The 14345-nt window shown below is 64.0% G+C and carries 18 protein-coding genes, 1 tRNA gene and 1 pseudogene; 7 read left to right on the plus strand and 13 right to left on the minus strand.

What is annotated here, in order from left to right; translation table 11 throughout:
* Positions 1-99: 99 nt before the first annotated feature.
* From ACWF7A_RS20920 to ACWF7A_RS20965, 10 genes and pseudogenes are all read right to left on the minus strand, one after another.
* Positions 100-639, minus strand: coding sequence for a VUT family protein (locus ACWF7A_RS20920; protein WP_452252118.1), 540 nt, complete (start codon positions 637-639; stop codon positions 100-102).
* On the minus strand, positions 636-1799 hold the full coding sequence (gene dbpB / locus ACWF7A_RS20925) for a DGQHR domain-containing protein DpdB (protein WP_452252119.1): 1164 nt from the start codon (positions 1797-1799) through the stop codon (positions 636-638). The genes ACWF7A_RS20920 and dbpB (ACWF7A_RS20925) overlap by 4 nt, the downstream gene beginning before the upstream one ends.
* On the minus strand, positions 1796-3034 hold the full coding sequence (gene dpdA, locus ACWF7A_RS20930) for a tRNA-guanine transglycosylase DpdA (RefSeq protein ID WP_452252120.1): 1239 nt from the start codon (positions 3032-3034) through the stop codon (positions 1796-1798). The genes dbpB (ACWF7A_RS20925) and dpdA overlap by 4 nt, the downstream gene beginning before the upstream one ends.
* The gene (gene dbpB / locus ACWF7A_RS20935) at positions 3031-4170 is read right to left on the minus strand and encodes a DGQHR domain-containing protein DpdB (RefSeq protein WP_452252121.1); all 1140 of its coding nucleotides are present in this window, start codon (positions 4168-4170) and stop codon (positions 3031-3033) included. Before dbpB (ACWF7A_RS20935) ends, dpdA begins: the two co-directional genes overlap by 4 nt.
* Entirely contained in the window at positions 4170-4952 is a 783-nt protein-coding gene (locus ACWF7A_RS20940; protein ID WP_452252122.1) for a hypothetical protein, read from the minus strand. Before ACWF7A_RS20940 ends, dbpB (ACWF7A_RS20935) begins: the two co-directional genes overlap by 1 nt.
* 131 nt (positions 4953-5083) lie before the next feature.
* Positions 5084-5905 (minus strand): GTP cyclohydrolase FolE2, encoded by an 822-nt coding sequence (gene folE2 / locus ACWF7A_RS20945; RefSeq protein WP_452252123.1) that lies wholly within the window; start codon positions 5903-5905, stop codon positions 5084-5086.
* Positions 5902-6261: a 6-carboxytetrahydropterin synthase QueD gene (gene queD / locus ACWF7A_RS20950; RefSeq protein WP_452252124.1), complete on the minus strand. Its 360-nt coding sequence runs from the start codon at positions 6259-6261 to the stop codon at positions 5902-5904. The genes folE2 and queD overlap by 4 nt, the downstream gene beginning before the upstream one ends.
* A complete protein-coding gene (gene queE, locus ACWF7A_RS20955; protein ID WP_452252125.1) occupies positions 6261-6902 on the minus strand; it encodes a 7-carboxy-7-deazaguanine synthase in 642 nt (213 codons plus the stop codon). Before queE ends, queD begins: the two co-directional genes overlap by 1 nt.
* Positions 6899-7606 (minus strand): 7-cyano-7-deazaguanine synthase QueC, encoded by a 708-nt coding sequence (gene queC / locus ACWF7A_RS20960; protein WP_452252126.1) that lies wholly within the window; start codon positions 7604-7606, stop codon positions 6899-6901. Before queC ends, queE begins: the two co-directional genes overlap by 4 nt.
* Before the next feature lie 369 nt (positions 7607-7975).
* Positions 7976-8914 (minus strand): annotated as a pseudogene (locus ACWF7A_RS20965) (IS3 family transposase); the annotation flags it as partial.
* 5 nt (positions 8915-8919) lie between these two features.
* Between ACWF7A_RS20965 and ACWF7A_RS20970 the strand changes: the two are divergent.
* The 6 genes from ACWF7A_RS20970 to ACWF7A_RS20995 all read left to right on the plus strand — a co-directional run bounded on the left by ACWF7A_RS20970 (position 8920) and on the right by ACWF7A_RS20995 (position 11222).
* Positions 8920-9123 carry a replication initiator gene (locus ACWF7A_RS20970; RefSeq protein WP_452252194.1) on the plus strand — a complete coding sequence of 68 codons (204 nt, stop codon included), beginning with the start codon at positions 8920-8922 and terminating at the stop codon, positions 9121-9123.
* The gene (locus tag ACWF7A_RS20975) at positions 9056-9331 is read left to right on the plus strand and encodes a replication initiator (protein WP_452252127.1); all 276 of its coding nucleotides are present in this window, start codon (positions 9056-9058) and stop codon (positions 9329-9331) included. The genes ACWF7A_RS20970 and ACWF7A_RS20975 overlap by 68 nt, the downstream gene beginning before the upstream one ends.
* 16 nt (positions 9332-9347) lie before the next feature.
* Positions 9348-9560 (plus strand): hypothetical protein, encoded by a 213-nt coding sequence (locus ACWF7A_RS20980; protein ID WP_452252128.1) that lies wholly within the window; start codon positions 9348-9350, stop codon positions 9558-9560.
* 10 nt (positions 9561-9570) lie between these two features.
* A complete protein-coding gene (locus ACWF7A_RS20985) occupies positions 9571-9894 on the plus strand; it encodes a replication initiator (protein ID WP_452252195.1) in 324 nt (107 codons plus the stop codon).
* Positions 9891-10070, plus strand: a complete 180-nt coding sequence (locus tag ACWF7A_RS20990; protein ID WP_452252129.1) for a helix-turn-helix transcriptional regulator — start codon at positions 9891-9893, stop codon at positions 10068-10070. The genes ACWF7A_RS20985 and ACWF7A_RS20990 overlap by 4 nt, the downstream gene beginning before the upstream one ends.
* Positions 10071-10259: 189 nt before the next feature.
* Positions 10260-11222: a site-specific integrase gene (locus ACWF7A_RS20995; RefSeq protein WP_452252130.1), complete on the plus strand. Its 963-nt coding sequence runs from the start codon at positions 10260-10262 to the stop codon at positions 11220-11222.
* 68 nt (positions 11223-11290) lie between these two features.
* Here ACWF7A_RS20995 and ACWF7A_RS21000 read toward each other — a convergent pair.
* Positions 11291-11363: transfer RNA gene (locus ACWF7A_RS21000), tRNA-Arg, on the minus strand.
* Between the two features lie 129 nt (positions 11364-11492).
* Complete coding sequence (locus ACWF7A_RS21005; RefSeq protein WP_452252131.1) at positions 11493-12572, minus strand: LacI family DNA-binding transcriptional regulator; 1080 nt, start codon at positions 12570-12572, stop codon at positions 11493-11495.
* A gap of 72 nt (positions 12573-12644) precedes the next feature.
* Here ACWF7A_RS21005 and ACWF7A_RS21010 point away from each other — a divergent pair, with 72 nt between their 5' ends.
* Positions 12645-13808 carry an MFS transporter gene (locus ACWF7A_RS21010; protein WP_452252132.1) on the plus strand — a complete coding sequence of 388 codons (1164 nt, stop codon included), beginning with the start codon at positions 12645-12647 and terminating at the stop codon, positions 13806-13808.
* Here ACWF7A_RS21010 and ACWF7A_RS21015 read toward each other — a convergent pair.
* Positions 13786-14310, minus strand: a complete 525-nt coding sequence (locus ACWF7A_RS21015; RefSeq protein WP_452252133.1) for a hypothetical protein — start codon at positions 14308-14310, stop codon at positions 13786-13788. The two genes, ACWF7A_RS21010 and ACWF7A_RS21015, sit on opposite strands and share 23 nt — an antisense overlap.
* Positions 14311-14345 lie beyond the last annotated feature (35 nt).

Below are 14345 nucleotides of genomic sequence, written 5' to 3' on the forward strand. Positions count from 1 at the left end.
AGCCGATTATTCCGTTTCTGCCGGGTAGCGCTCACAGCCCGTTGAACATAAATAATGTTCAACGGGCTGTGAGCAGGTGCCGCGCGTGTCAAAGGATGGTCACGTCGCCGGAAGCGTGTCTTTTCGGTAAGTGACTGCGATCCGACGCATCAGTTCGCCAAGCAGCAGGCACACTCCTGTCACCCACACAGCCTTGACGAGGACCTGTCCTGCGACAGCAGTGGCTGTGAGGCCGAAGCCGGACAACCACAGGAACAGCATGGTGTCTGCGACTGAACCCACTGCGTTGGACGACACGAGCGCGAGACGCCAACTGCGCTCCCGCAAGCGCGTATAGACCACCATGTCTAAAAACTCCGAGAGCGCGAACGCGGCGCCGGAAGCCAGGGCGATGCGACCATCAGCAACGAGAACAGACAGGATCGTCCCGGTTGCAATGCCAACCCAGACCCACGACCGTCCGGCGAACTCCTGCACGGCGTCCCGCAGGCTGAGAGCGAGTGCTGCGGTGTAGGTGCCAGCAGGAACCAAGAGCCCGAATCCTGCAGCGATCAAGCCGAACTGACTGGTAACGATGTTTGCCAGCAGGACAGTTCCGACGTACGCGGCGACCGTGAGCAGAAGGATGAACCGTGTCATCGGGAAGAAGGTCGCTTTCTCTTGCTCTTCGCATGCTTGCGATAGCTGTCGAGTAGATGGTTGGTCAGCAACTGGATGTCTTTCGAGGTGTTCTGGAGTTCGTTCCAGCGGCGGGCAGACCCGTCCTTGAACTCCCAGTTGCCTTGAGTCCACCGGCAGATCGGCGCGAGCGCCTTCAACTCGACCTCGAAATCTTCAACCGTAAGCTCTTGATCGCTGGACTTGACCTTCACGATCTCGTCCATGACAAAGCCGAGGCTGATGATACCGACGCCGTGAGTGAGGCGAGACTTCGTTGGCTTCAGGTCCCAAGGCAAGCTGAAAACCTTCGAGACAGCCCTCCAGTAGGTCTTCAACACCCGCAGCATCGAGGCCACATCTCCGTCGCCGGCACCGGCGTTGCGGTACTCGTGGAGCGCGCCGTTGTCGAGGCTGTTCTCAAGCATGCGAAGGATGGAGTTGTCCTTCACGAAGCCGTCCGGCATCGTCGTCGTGTGGATGCGATGCTTGAGCGGGGAGTCCTCGTCGTAGTTGAGCCGCTCCAGAAGCAACGCTGGAAACTGACGGAGCTGAAGAGGCAGCGGGAGTTGACCCGAAGCTGTCGGCAGCAGTTCGTGGATCAAGCCCTTTGGCAGAGGCTTGGTGTTGTTGACCAAGATGAACTGAGACCGTTGCTCAGCGGCATCGTCTGTGATGAACGCCGTGACACACACGGGAAAGCTCTCGACACGGGCCTGGCGGATGGCGGAACTGCGTTGCTGACCATCGACGATCCACCCAGGCTTGTCCGACTCATTCCATTCCTCGTCAACAGGGATAACCAGCATCCCTGCACGGCTGTGACCGTCAGCCGGCGCACCCTTCGCCGCCTCGAATGAGACTCGCTTGTCGAACGCTACTACGAGTGCGTTCGGCAGCATCGCGTCAGCGGACTCGATGTAGCGCTTGATCGCGTTGATGTGCGACGTCACTGCAGTACGTTGGTACCCCTGCAGTCGTGAGTCCTCGTCACGGCGGATACGGGCGATCGTGGCGACCTTCGGCAACTGCTTGCCGTCGATCGCGAACGTGTAGAGGGTTCTATTGGGCCCCTGCTTGACCTCGATAGCGGGGATCCGCAGCGTCTGCTCGGTCTCTATGAGGCTGTCGGTCGCGGTCACGCGATACTCCCTGCTACCAGTTCTCGGTCGAGTTTCTTGCTGAATACGTACAGATTGTGGAACCCACGGCTCTTGTTGCGTTCGGAGCCACGGAAGAGGATCACCTCGACACCGATCCGCTTGCAAATCGCGCAAGGACATTTCTCCCAGGGGCGATCGCCAAGCGTCTCGCGGTACGCGGCGCGATGGTCTTTCTTGGGGTCGTACAACTTCTCGTACGCGCACAGCGCATCGACGACCTCGTCCAAGTCAGCGTTGCCATCGGCGTAGGAACGCACCAAATGAAGGCATTTCTGCTCGTGATCGAACGCGAGGTCCTGCTCGATCCGGCCTGCGCTGATCTCCTTCCGCAGGCGGGGACTACCGTCCACCTGAGGAATTCGGACCGCAACGTAGTTCCGGTCAAGCGCGTAGTAGTTGTCCTTGTCGTCCTTGAACGCCTGCCGGAACGCAGAGGTGGAGTCGAAGCTCGTCACCCCGTAGCGCTCGAACTCCAGGACCTGCTCACATCGGCTGATGCCCAGAAGGTGCAGCTCCGTCTTCGAATCGCGGTCGTCGGCGATTCGACGCAAGCTCAGCAGGATGTCTGCCGTCTTCAGCGGCACCATGCCACCCAGCGCGATGCGCTTGAAGCCGATCTTCTGGAGCACTGCCACCGAGTGAGCGTACGAGTCGGGGTCCCATCCCTGCGCCACACCCATAGGGGTGAAATCAACCTTGCGTAGCCTGCACAGCTTCCAGAATTCCGCGGCCAGGTCCAAGGTGATCTCTTGACGTCGTGTCCACTCCGGCAGCTTCGGCTCGTCAGCGGGGGTGACCGGCTTGAAGCCGAAGATCACGTGGTCGACGGAGATGCCGATGTGCAGCCCAGTTTCCTGGTAGAAGTCGATGACCTCGTCAGGCGTGTAGGGCGGGTACTCCTCGGCGACGTAGTTGAAGGCTCCACAGTCACCCATGATCTGCAGGTCTCTGCTCTGGCCTGAGAGCCGGAAGAACTGTTCGGCGCCTTCACGGTAGAGCCTGTGGCGCTGAGCGACCGTGTACTTTCCGGTACCGCTCATCGTTCCGTCCACGATGGCCTTCGAGACGAGCAGACCGTCGAAAGGCGGCTCGTTCAACGCCTCGTGGGCGTACAGGTCGTCGCGCTGACGGATGCGGAACGCCTTCTTCTCTTCGGTGATGAAGTCGAACGCAGGATCGATCTGATCCTGCGAGTCAGGGAAGAAGAACTTCATGACGTAGGCGTCCTGCCACTCGTGACGTAGGTGCGAATGAGGAAGTTGGACAGCTCTTGGATGTGCTTGGGGAGATTCTCGATGGCGTTCCACTTCATGCCGAGCTCTTCCCACGTGCCGCTGGTCCACCGGCACTCGGGAGCGATCTTCGCAAGCTCGCGGCGAACGAGCTCCGGCGCATCGTCGCGCAAAGGATCTACTGCGACGAGCACCCGATCCATCAACCTTCCCATCGCCCGGATCCCCGCACCGTGGCTCAGCCGACTCTTGGTCGAGGGCTTGCCCCACGCGTCGGGGAAGGTGTCCTTGACCGCCGTCCAGAACACCATCAACGCGCGCCACACGCCTTCTACGTCGGTGTTGCCGCTGCTCATGTTGCGGTACTGGAACAGGCATCCGGTGTCTTTGAGTGACTCCTCCAGCATCTTGATGATGCTGGTGTCGGTGATCACTGTTGTCTTCCGTGCCTTGGTATCCGTGGAGGAGCGGCTGATTAGCCCGTGGAACGGAGATTTCTCATCCTGGTTCAGCATGTTGCACAGCTGCGACGCCAACTGCTTGAGAGTCAGCCTGCGGGGAAGTTCTGTGGTCACCTCGGGCAGCAGTTCGGTAACCAGGCTGCGAGGCAACGGCTTAGTGTTGTTGACCCGGATGAACTGGTCTCGCTGGACCGACACCTCATCAGCGATGAACGCGGTGACTGGAACGGGGAAGTTCTTGTTCCCGGCCTGCGCGAGCGCGAGTGCGCGCTGCTGGCCGTCCACTATCCAGCCTGGTTTCGGCCGGTCCGGCGGCACGAGCGGGATGTCGATCGTGCCGGCAGTCGCGACACCATCGTTGGTCTTCGGCCCTCGACTGCCGGTGAAGTGGACGTCAGACGACAACGCCAGGATGATCGGGTTCGGAAACAACACGTTGTCGCCATCCAGGTACTCGACTATCTCCTGGATGTGGGCGCGCACCGGAGCGCGTTGGTAGCCGATCAAATCCCCGGCGTCGTCGCGGTTCACTCGAGAGATCTCGGCGACCTGGAGGATCTCGGCTGCCGTCAGGGTGAAGAGGTACAGCGGTCGCTGCACGCTCTGCGCGATCTGGAGTGCGCGCCTGCTGATGATGAGCGATGACGGGTTTGCCATCAGGCTCCCTCCATCGAGTTCAGGAACAGTTGCCTGAACCGGCTCTGCTCACAGGCGAACCCAGCATCTCGAAGCTCGCGCAGCATGGATGTGTGTGTGCTCCTCGGAGTCAGCCGTTGCGCGATGAAGCCCAGTACTTCAGCATCGTTCATCGGCACCCGCTCGAACTTGCGACGCGGTGCACTGCTTGAACGCAGCCGTACCAGACGTTCAGAGAGAGCTGGCCTGGTCAGGTCGCCGCTTTCCAGTAGTGCTGCGGCGATGCGCACGTTCAGCGAGCCGAGGCTACCACCGAGGCTGTTCTGCAATCGTGCGTCAGTCGGCAGGAGGTATCGATCCCAGTCGCCGGCGGTCGTGGCTCCGGCTGAGATGATCGAGAGCCGTTCCGAGTCGTGAAGGTGGTTCGCGGCGTTGGCGATGTCTGGCCCGACTGCTCGCAGATAGCTGCTGGACAGTACGACGATGAACGTGGACTCGGGGTCGCTGTGTGCGAGAGCAGCCAGTGAACGTGGCGTGCTCGTGCCATGCATCCTCCAGGTAGCCAGGTACTGCCACCATTGTTGGATCTTAGCGGTGGTGTTGCCCACGCTGTCAGCCTGATCTGTCGCGAAGGTGGCTGCGTAGGGCCGGAGTTCTGCTTCCAACGGCACCAAACCGTAGCCCGCTGAGCAGATCCACGTGCTGGCGTTGTCGATCTTGGCGTGTAGCTTCCGTGCGATCTGCCACTGGTCGCCTGCGTAGAGTTGCTCGGCCGGAACCTCGGGAACGTCGGAGGTGCTCAAGCGTTTGATCCATGCGTCGAAGCGCCCAGCAGTGCCCAATTGAGTCAGGCTGCGTACCTGTAGTTCCTCGGGGACAACGCGTTGCTTGCGATTTGTGCAGGTGACGACGATGTGGGTGCGAGACGCGCCCATCACGTCGTCTCGAGCGTGTACGCGCCACGGTGAGGCCATTCGGTTACCGCGTAGGCCGCGTGATCGTGAATGCTCTCGTCGTTGGCGGCGTGCACTCGGAACGCGAGTACACGGTCATCGGTACGCAGTTGTTCGGCAACAGTTCGCGCCATGTCCTCGACGAACACAGGGTTGTCATACGCCTGCATCGTGACGAAGCGTTCGTCAGGTCGCTTCAGCAGTGGGTAGACGGGAGCCGATGCCGCAGACTCCGCGAGGTCGAACAGATTGATCAAAGTCAACTGCTCGGAATCGTCTGCCTGCGCGGCGATCAGTACACCGATGGTGATTTGTCCACGCTGGTTGTGGGCGCCGTAGTCGCTGATCGCTTTGCTGCAGGGACACACACTCGTCACCGGCACGGTCACCTGAACGCGGACCGCGCTGTCATGGTCTCCACCTACGACGCTCCATCGAACGCGATGACCAAGCAGTGCCCGAGCACCGCTTACAGGAGCTAGTCGCTCACGGAAGAATTCGGTGTCAACGGCCACCTTCGCCCATGGCGCAGTCAGCCTGCGAAGCACTTCGCGGTGCACAGCCTGTACGCCGCTGGCGCTGATCTCGGACGCGCACTCGTGCAGGATCTCCACAAAACGGCTCATGTGGGTGCCCTTGACCTCAGCGGGCAGCGCAACGGCGAACGCGAACGCGCCGATGCTTTCTTGCTTGGCGCCAGGACCGTCGGAGATCAGTACGGGGTACCTCAGGCCGGATATGCCAACCTCGTCGAGCGCGACGCCGCGGATGTCCGGTCGGCTCTGGACGTCTTCCAGAGTCATGCTGCCTCTCCTCGATAGACGCAGCCGGAGGTGCAAGTCTCACGAACCACGATCTTTGACAGCGGAAGGTCGGCGGAGAGTCGGTCCCAGATCCAGCGTGCCAGGTTCTCGCTGGTCGGGTTTTCCAAGCCAGGCACTTCATTCAGGTAGTGGTGATCGAGTTGGGCGTCAACCGGCTCGAACGCCCTCTTCACATCGCCGAAGTCCATGATCCAACCCTCGACGGGGTCCACGTCACCGGTGACGTGGACCTCCACGCGGTATGAGTGACCATGCAGTCGAGCACATTTGTGGCCATCCGGCACGTTCGGCAGCCGGTGAGCTGCTTCGAAGGTGAACTCGCGGAAGATCTCCATCACGCAATTCCTAGATACTTGTGCGTCTGCAAGCTGAGACTCCACTGTGGATTTTGCAGGCAGTACTCGACAGCGGACTTCGTGTTGGCTTCGACCTCAGGTCCGTCCATCGGCTGAAGTCTGAAGTGTGCGAAGTCTAGATCTTCGAACATCTCAGGTGGGGCCGCCTGCTGTGGGAAGACCAGCTTGAGCTCATCGCCAGACGTGAGGACCATGTTTGCCCCGGCCTTGGGGCTGACGCAAACCCAGTCCAGTCCAGCCGGAGCCGTCTGAGTGCCGTTGGTCTCCACTGCGATTTCAAAGCCGGCATCGTGCAGTGCATCGACCAGTTCGGTGTTCAACTGCATGAGTGGTTCGCCGCCGGTGCAGACGACGAATCGCTTCGCACGCGGATGTACTTGGCCAGACCATGCACGGCTGATGGCGCCAGTCAGTTCCTCTGCTGACCGGAACATGCCGCCGCCAGGACCGTTCGTGCCGACGAAGTCCGTGTCGCAGAACTGGCAGATGGCCTTGGCGCGTCCCGATTCCCTGCCGTTCCAGAGGTTGCACCCAGAGAACCTGCAGAACACCGCTGGTCGGCCCGCGTGTGAGCCCTCACCCTGCAACGTATAGAAGATCTCTTTGACCTGGTAGGTCACCTTGACACCGACCCGGACAGAACGGGATCTGTGAGACCGAGGTCCTCAAAGCCGCGCTTGCGGAGCAAACAGGAATCGCAGGTCGCACATGCTTGCCCGGAAGGGGAGGGGTCATAGCATGAGTGGGTGATCGCGTAGTCGACGCCGAGTTCGAGCCCACGCTGGATCGTCTGTGCCTTGGTGAGATCCACGAGCGGAGCCTGCACGCGGAACCTCATGCCACCATCTGCTCCTGCGACGGTACCGAGCGTCGCGGCTTCCTCGAATGCGTCGAGGAAGGGACGCCTGCAGTCCGGGTACCCGCTGTAGTCCATGGCGTTGGCGCCGATGAAGATGTCAGTCGCACCAACGGTTTCAGCCCAGCCGGCGGCAACGGACAGGAAGATCAGGTTTCTTGCGGGTACGTAGGTGATCGGCGCCGAACCCGAATCGAGATCGTCGACGCTGTCGTGGTGCGGAACGTCGATGTCTGCGGTCAACGCTGATCCACCGATGGCCCGCATGCCGAGGTCGAACACGATGTGTCGTGCTGCGCCGAGTTGCCCGGCAACGCGGTGCGCGGCGTCCAGTTCTACGGTGTGTCGCTGCCCGTAGCTGAAACTAAGCGCGTACGTCTCGTAGCCCTCCGCGTTGGCGATGGCCAAGACTGTTGCCGAGTCCAGGCCACCGCTGAGCAGCACAACAGCCCTGCGTGGGGTGTCCACCGATGCCTCCAAGATCAGACCTGCTCGCAAACGAGCTGATCGGCCAAACTGTGACGGTCGCAAGATCCTAGCAGTGCACTTTTTGGCGACTGTCCCGCGCGTAAACTGTACCGCCGGAACTCGTGATCCTGGGGACACCAGGCCGTGTCTCGGCAATCACTCCATGTGTTCGCGCAACAACTCACCAGACTTGCGGTGCGAAGAAGCCGGCCGCCACCATCAGCGAACACTACGTTTTCGGTTCGTGTCCCCGATGAGCCCTGTCGTCGCATGCTTGGCGGCGCGTGTCGCCAGAACGACGACGTCTGCATTACGCGCGAGTTGTCAGTCTTGCGTTGGGTCTTCTGCACGAGTAGGTGACAGCGGTAGTCACGCAGACTGGCTGGCTGGCGTAGCCATGGTTGTCTCGTATTTGATAGGGGTCAACCGGACGAGGGCGGCTTGGCGTCTGCGGCGGTGGTAGGTGCGTTCGATCCAGGTGACGATCGCGGTCCGGAGTTCGTCGCGGGTGGACCAGGTACGCGGGTCGAGGCATTGTTCTGCAGCAACGCGAAGAAGCTCTCCATCGCGGCGTTGTCCCTCGTGGAGCCGCCCCGCCCCATCGAGCCGGACAGGCCGTGGCGTGCGAGCGTACGGACAAATTTCCTTGATCGAAATCGCAATCTGCGGTCGGTGTGGACCACGTAGCCGGCGACCTCGTCACGCCTCGCGACGGCGTTGGTGAGCGCGGTGCCGGCGAGGCGGGACTTCATCCGGGAGTCGATGGAGTAGCCCACGATCCGGGTGGAGCAGACGTCTTTGACCGCGCAGAGATAGAGCTTCCCTTCTGTGGTGCTGTGTTCGGTGATGTCGGCCAGCCACAACAGGTTCGGTGCGGTGGCGGTGAAGTCACGGCGGACCAGGTCGTCGTGGACCGGCGGGCTGGCTTTCTCTCCGTTGCGGCCGCGTTTCTTGCCGAACGCGCTCCGCCAGCCCATGGCCGAGCAGATCCGCCTCGCGGTCCGATCCGCCATCGACAGGCCGGCGTCGCGGGCTTCGTCGGCCAGGAACCGGTAGCCGAACTCCGGATCGTCGCGGTGCGCGTCGAACAACGCGTTCGCCTCATATGCCCGCTCAAGCTCGGTTGCGGTGACCGGCCGGGCACGCCACCGGTAGCACGGCTGCCGAGCGATCCCGAGTACCCGGCACGTCACCGCGACAGGGACACTGTCGGCGGGGAGTTCGTTCACGAGCGGGTAAAGCCTTTCCCGGCAGATTCGCCTGCGACAGATACGCCGTCGCCCGGCGCGGGACCTCGTTCTCCTGCTGTGCACATGGTCCGCCGCAACGCCCGCGGTAAGACCATTCGGTGTGCCTGCGGCGCCTACCACCACCCGGTGGACCCGAACGTCTCGACGCCGCTCGACCCGGACACCTACGACTACAGCGGATCCGTTCTGTGGCAGGCCAATGTCGGTGCTCTGTGGTCGCGTTTCGCTCAAGCCCTGCGCCGCACGCTGGCACGCTCAGTGGGCTGACGGCCCGGGAGTTCGCGGACATGCGCGCGTGTCGTACGCCAAGGTAGCCGAGTACCAACGCCGGGGCCTGGTGCACTTCCAAGCCGTCATACGCATCGACGGGCGGACGGTGCCGCTGACGAGACGTCGCCTGGGCGACGGCCGAGTTGCTCGAGCACTCGATCCGGTAGGCCGCACGCGCTGTCGCGCTGGAGGTGCCTCGCCCTGACGGTAAGGTGCTGCGAGTGGCCTGGGGTGAGCAGGTCGACGTCCGGCAGAGCCGGGCCAGCAACGCCAACCAGGTCGAGGAGAACGGCGAGATCAGCGAGTCTCGTCTAGCGGCGTACGTCGCCGAGTACGCCACTAAAGGCACGGCAAGAGCGAAGCTGCGGACAAGCTCATTCGGTCCTAGCTGGACATCGAGCTGTTGCGGGTGTCCGAAGACCACCGCCGGATGATTCAGACCGCCTGGGAGTTCGGCGCAAACCCGCTCTACGAAGACCTCAAGCTGCGAGGCTAGGCGCACATGCTGCATTCCGCGGCCACTTCCTGAGCAAGTCGCAGCGCTACCCGGTCATGTTCAAGCGCCTGCGCGAGGAACGCCGGGAGTTTCGCGCTGCCGAGACGCTTGACCGCCTCGGCTTCGACCCGGAGTTCGTCGTGGTCGTCAACGACTGGCAGTACGCAGCCAGCGGCTACGCCAACCCCGAAGAACGAGAACTCGCCCTGACTAGCGCAGAAGGCAGGAGAGAACAACGCCAACGCACCTACGCGAGGGAGAACGCGTCATGAGCAAGTTTTGGGGCATTCAGGACGTCGCGGACTTCCTCGGCGTGCCTGCCCAGACCCTGTACCAGTGGAGGACGAAGAACTACGGCCCGTCGGGACGTCGGGTCGGCAAGTACGTGCGCTACATCCCGGAGGACGTCAAGGCGTGGTTCGAGTCGCAGCCGCAGGGAGCGGGATGATGCCCAGGCCACCGATGGCGCTCGGGACGTACGGAGAGATTTGGTACGTCCGCACTCTAGCCGGCAAGGTCCGTGCGATCACCAACTGCCGCGACTACGACGGAGTTACGCGGCAGGTCGAGCGGACGGCCAAGACGGAGAACGCGGCGAAGAACCGGCTGAAGGAAGCTCTGAGAGACCGCGCTCGCAGTGGCGGGGGAGGAGATCACCGACCGCACGAAGGTCTCCGAGGTCGCGGACAAGTACTTGACGGAGCTGGACGAGTCGAAGAAGGCCGCGCGGACCAAGTGGACCAATCGGGAGTCCTGGGACCGTGACCTCAAGGACGCAGTCGGCTCGCTCACCGGACGCGAGATCACGACGGGCACAGCTGAACGTGTTCTCCGGACGATCCGCGACACGGCAGGCTTGGGGAGCGCCAAGCACGCGACGGTCGTGCTCACCGCGATCACGGGCCTCTACGTTCGGTACGACGCGATCGGCACCAACCCGGTCCGGGAGGTCGGGACGCTGGGGGAGAGCAAGAAGGTCAGGCCGGTGCGGAAGAAGCTCACGAAGATCGAGTGGGACGACTACCTCCGGCTGCGGGCCTACCTGGTGGGCAACGAGCGGGCGCGGAACCTCGACCTGGTCGACCTCGTGGACATGCACGCGGCGGTCGGTCCGCGGCTCGGGGAGTTCCTGACGCTCGACTGGACCCGCGTCCGTGAGGACCAGGACGTGATCCTGCTGGAGGGCACGGTCATCCGGCTGACCGGTGTCGGGCTGTTCGTCCAGCCGCATACGAAGTCGGTCGCCGGGATGCGGACGCTGAGGATCCCGGTGTGGGCGATGGACGTTCTCCGCAGACGCCGGCCGAACTCGGAGAGCGAGTGGGTGTTCCCGTCCTCGTCGGGCACGCTGCGGGACCCGGACAACACACGGAAGGCTCTGCGCAGCGTCCTGGAGGGTTCGGAGTGGGAAGGCCTCCACCCGCACGCCTTCCGGCACCTCGTCGCGACGCAGCTCCATGCGGCCGGACTGAGTGCGAGGGAGATCGCCGACTACCTCGGCCACGCCCAGGTCAGCATGACCCAGGACGTGTATATGAACCGGAAGTCGGTGGGTCACAGGGCGGCGGACGCCCTGGAAGGTTTGAGGCCGACCGACTGAAACCACTGGATAAGCACTGGAGCCGACCTCCGAAGAGACCGGCTCCAGTTCATCTACCAGCTATCCAGCGCCCCTGGCAGGATTCGAACCTGCGACCTCGGGATTAGAAGTCCCTCGCTCTCTCCACTGAGCTACAGAGGCTGGAGGGGTGCGAAAGTGACCACGACGCGTGGCCACCGGTGCCCCCACCGGACACATCGTCCGGAGTCGATCGACTGTTTCCGCCCTACGACCAAATGGGTGACGAAAACTGTCTAAACGTGATGCGAATCACGTTCGTGGGGCCGTCGAGGCTCTCTCCACGAGGGAAACGTCGAGTCTCGTTGGCCGGGGCGGTCTCCCGCCGGCCAGTAATTTCAGTGCCAGTTCGCCGGCTCGGCGGCCCTTGTCGGCCAGGGGTTGACGCACGGTAGTCAACGGCGGGTCGCTGTAGGCCGCTTCGGGGACGTCGTCGAAGCCGACGACCGAGATGTCGCCTGGGACGGTCAACGTCAGGTCGCGGGCCGCCTGGAGGGCGCCGAAGGCCAGTTGGTCCGACGCGCACAGCAGGGCGCTCGGGCGTGGCGTGCGGGTGAGCAGCCACCGCGCGCCTAGTCGTCCGAGTTCGCGATCACTGCCGCGGGCCTCCCACACCGGAACATTGTCCGGTTCCACCCCGCCTTTTTCCAAAGTGTCGAGGTAGCCGCCCAGGCGGTCGCGGCTCACGCGGAACGGCACGGCCGAACGGCGCTCGTGCGACACCGGTCCGGATACTCCGTCCGGGTGCAGTGCGAACGTCAGAACGCCGAACCTGCGGTGTCCCAGGGCCAGCAGGTGTGCCGCGGCCGCCGAGGTGCCCGTGTAGTCCTGCACCTCGACTCGCGCCGAGCCCGGCAGGACGGGCTGGTCGATCACCACTAGCGGCAGTCCGCGGGCGGCGACGGCGTCCAGGGCCGGGGCCGAGTCGGGTAGCGAGTAGGCGACCATCACGTCTGCCTGTGCGCGCGACACGATCGATGGGCGCGGTCCGCCCGTGGAGTCGCCTGGCATCAGCACGAGGCTGTGGTCGTGGCCGTCGACGGTCTGGGCCAGGCCGTCGAGCACGATCGAGAGCGCCGGATCCGAGAACGCGCCGGACAGGCCCTGCGGCAGCATGAAGCCCACGGCGGCGGACGAGCGGGTCGCCAGCGAGCGGGCGACCGGGTCCGGGCCCGCGTAGCCCAGGGAGCGCGCCGTTTCGAGGATGCGTTCGCGCAACGACGACGACAGCTGGTCCGGCCGGTTGTACGCGTTCGACACCGTCGCCCGCGAGACCCCGACGGCCGCGGCGACGGTGTCCAGCGTCGGCCTGCGTCGGCGGTCGGACTCCACTGACGCATCGTATGCGAGAGATCGCTCCCTGATCGCTGGCGCTGCTGAAGCGCTTCAGTCATGCTGGAGCGCATGTCTCCACGCCTGGCCACGTTCGTCGTCTTCCTGCTGAACGGCGCCGTCTTCGGCACCTGGGCCTCCCGCGTGCCCGCGCTCGCCGAGCAGGTCGGCGCGGAGGTCGGCAGTCTCGGCCTGGCCTTGCTCGGGGCGAGCGTCGGATTGGCGTTCACAGCGCCGTTGGCGGCACGGGTGTGTGCGCTCTACGGATCGCGTGGAGTCCTGATAGCGAGCAGCCTCCTCAGTCCGCTGCTTCTGCCCGTGCTCGCGTTGTCGCAGTCGCCGCTGCAACTCGGTCTGAGTCTCGTGGCGCTAGGGGCGAGCATCGCCGCGATGGACGTGTCGATGAACATGGCCGCGGTTGTCGTCGTCCGCGCTCTGCAACGGCCGTTGATGCCGCAGTTCCACGCGGGGTTCAGCGTCGGCGGCCTCATCGGGTCGTTGGGAAGCGCCGCCGCCGCTCATGCGCACTGGACGCTCATGAAGCACTTCCTACTGGTGGCCTTCGTCGGTGCACTGGTGACCGCTCTCATCGCGAAGACGATCCCCGGAGGAGTAGGGGAGCGTCATAGGGAAGAAGTCGCGGAGAACGCCAACGTGCTCAAGAGCCCTGTCCTCTGGCTGTTGGCGAGCGTCGCGCTGTGCAGTGCCATCGCGGAAGGGGCGGCGGCGGACTGGTCGGCGTTGTTCATGGTGCGTGAGCGTGGGATGGGCGACGCGGCAGGCGCATACGCCTATGCGGGCTTCTCCGTGACGATGGCGCTCGCACGGTGGTTCGGCGAACCGATCCAACGCCGCCTGGGTCCGCACCGCCTGCTCGCCGCAGGGGGAGGCCTGGCCGCGACGGGGCTGGCGCTCGCGGTCGCGGTGCCCCTCCCCGTGGCCGGCTACCTCGGGTTCGGCCTGGCCGGGCTGGGGCTCGCGTTCTCGTTCCCCGTGGTCATGGACCTCGCGAGCGAGACCGGCAAACGCGCGGACGGCAGCGGTGGCGAACGCCAACTCGGCCTGGTGACGACGATCGCCTACACGGGGTTCCTCGCGGGGCCGCCGATCGTGGGCGGGCTCGCGCACGTCAGCTCACTCGTGGTCTCGCTCGGGTTCGTGGCGTTCGTCACGGCGCTGATCATTCCGACGACCCTGCTGGCCAGGAGGGCCGCTAGGCAGGCGGCATCCGTTTGAGCGCTTCCACGCTGAGCGGCTCCAGCGCCGTGCTCGCCTTGCTCTCGGCGACGTCACCGGGCATGCCGAGGGTGACCAGCAACGACTCCTCGCGCGTCACGGCGATGGTGGCCGAGCAGACCAGGTCCTGGTCCGCGGACGGCTTGGAGCAGCTCAGCCACGTGGCGTGCTTGGACGTCTCGACCTCACGGCCCTTTTGCTGCGACTTCTTCGACGCGTCGAACGACCGGTAGGGGACCGCCACCAGCACGTACGGCCCCTCGTTCAGGGTGTAGAGGCACGAGTTCGCGATCTCGGTGCGCGGCACGGGCTTGAACTTGAGCGTGCCGAGGGGCTTGAGGTCCTTCTCCGTCACCAGGGCGCACGGGTCGACCCCGGCGGTCTTGCGCGCCGTCGCGATCGCGAGCGGTGGCAGCGGTGCCGCGACGGGTTCGCCCTGGATGGAGTACGTGCACCCGGTCAGCGAGAGCAGCACGAGCAGGAGAAGGGGAGAACGTCTCACACGGCGCAACACTAGAGGGTCGTAGGCTCCGGGGC

The organism is Lentzea sp. NPDC055074 (assembly GCF_053608005.1).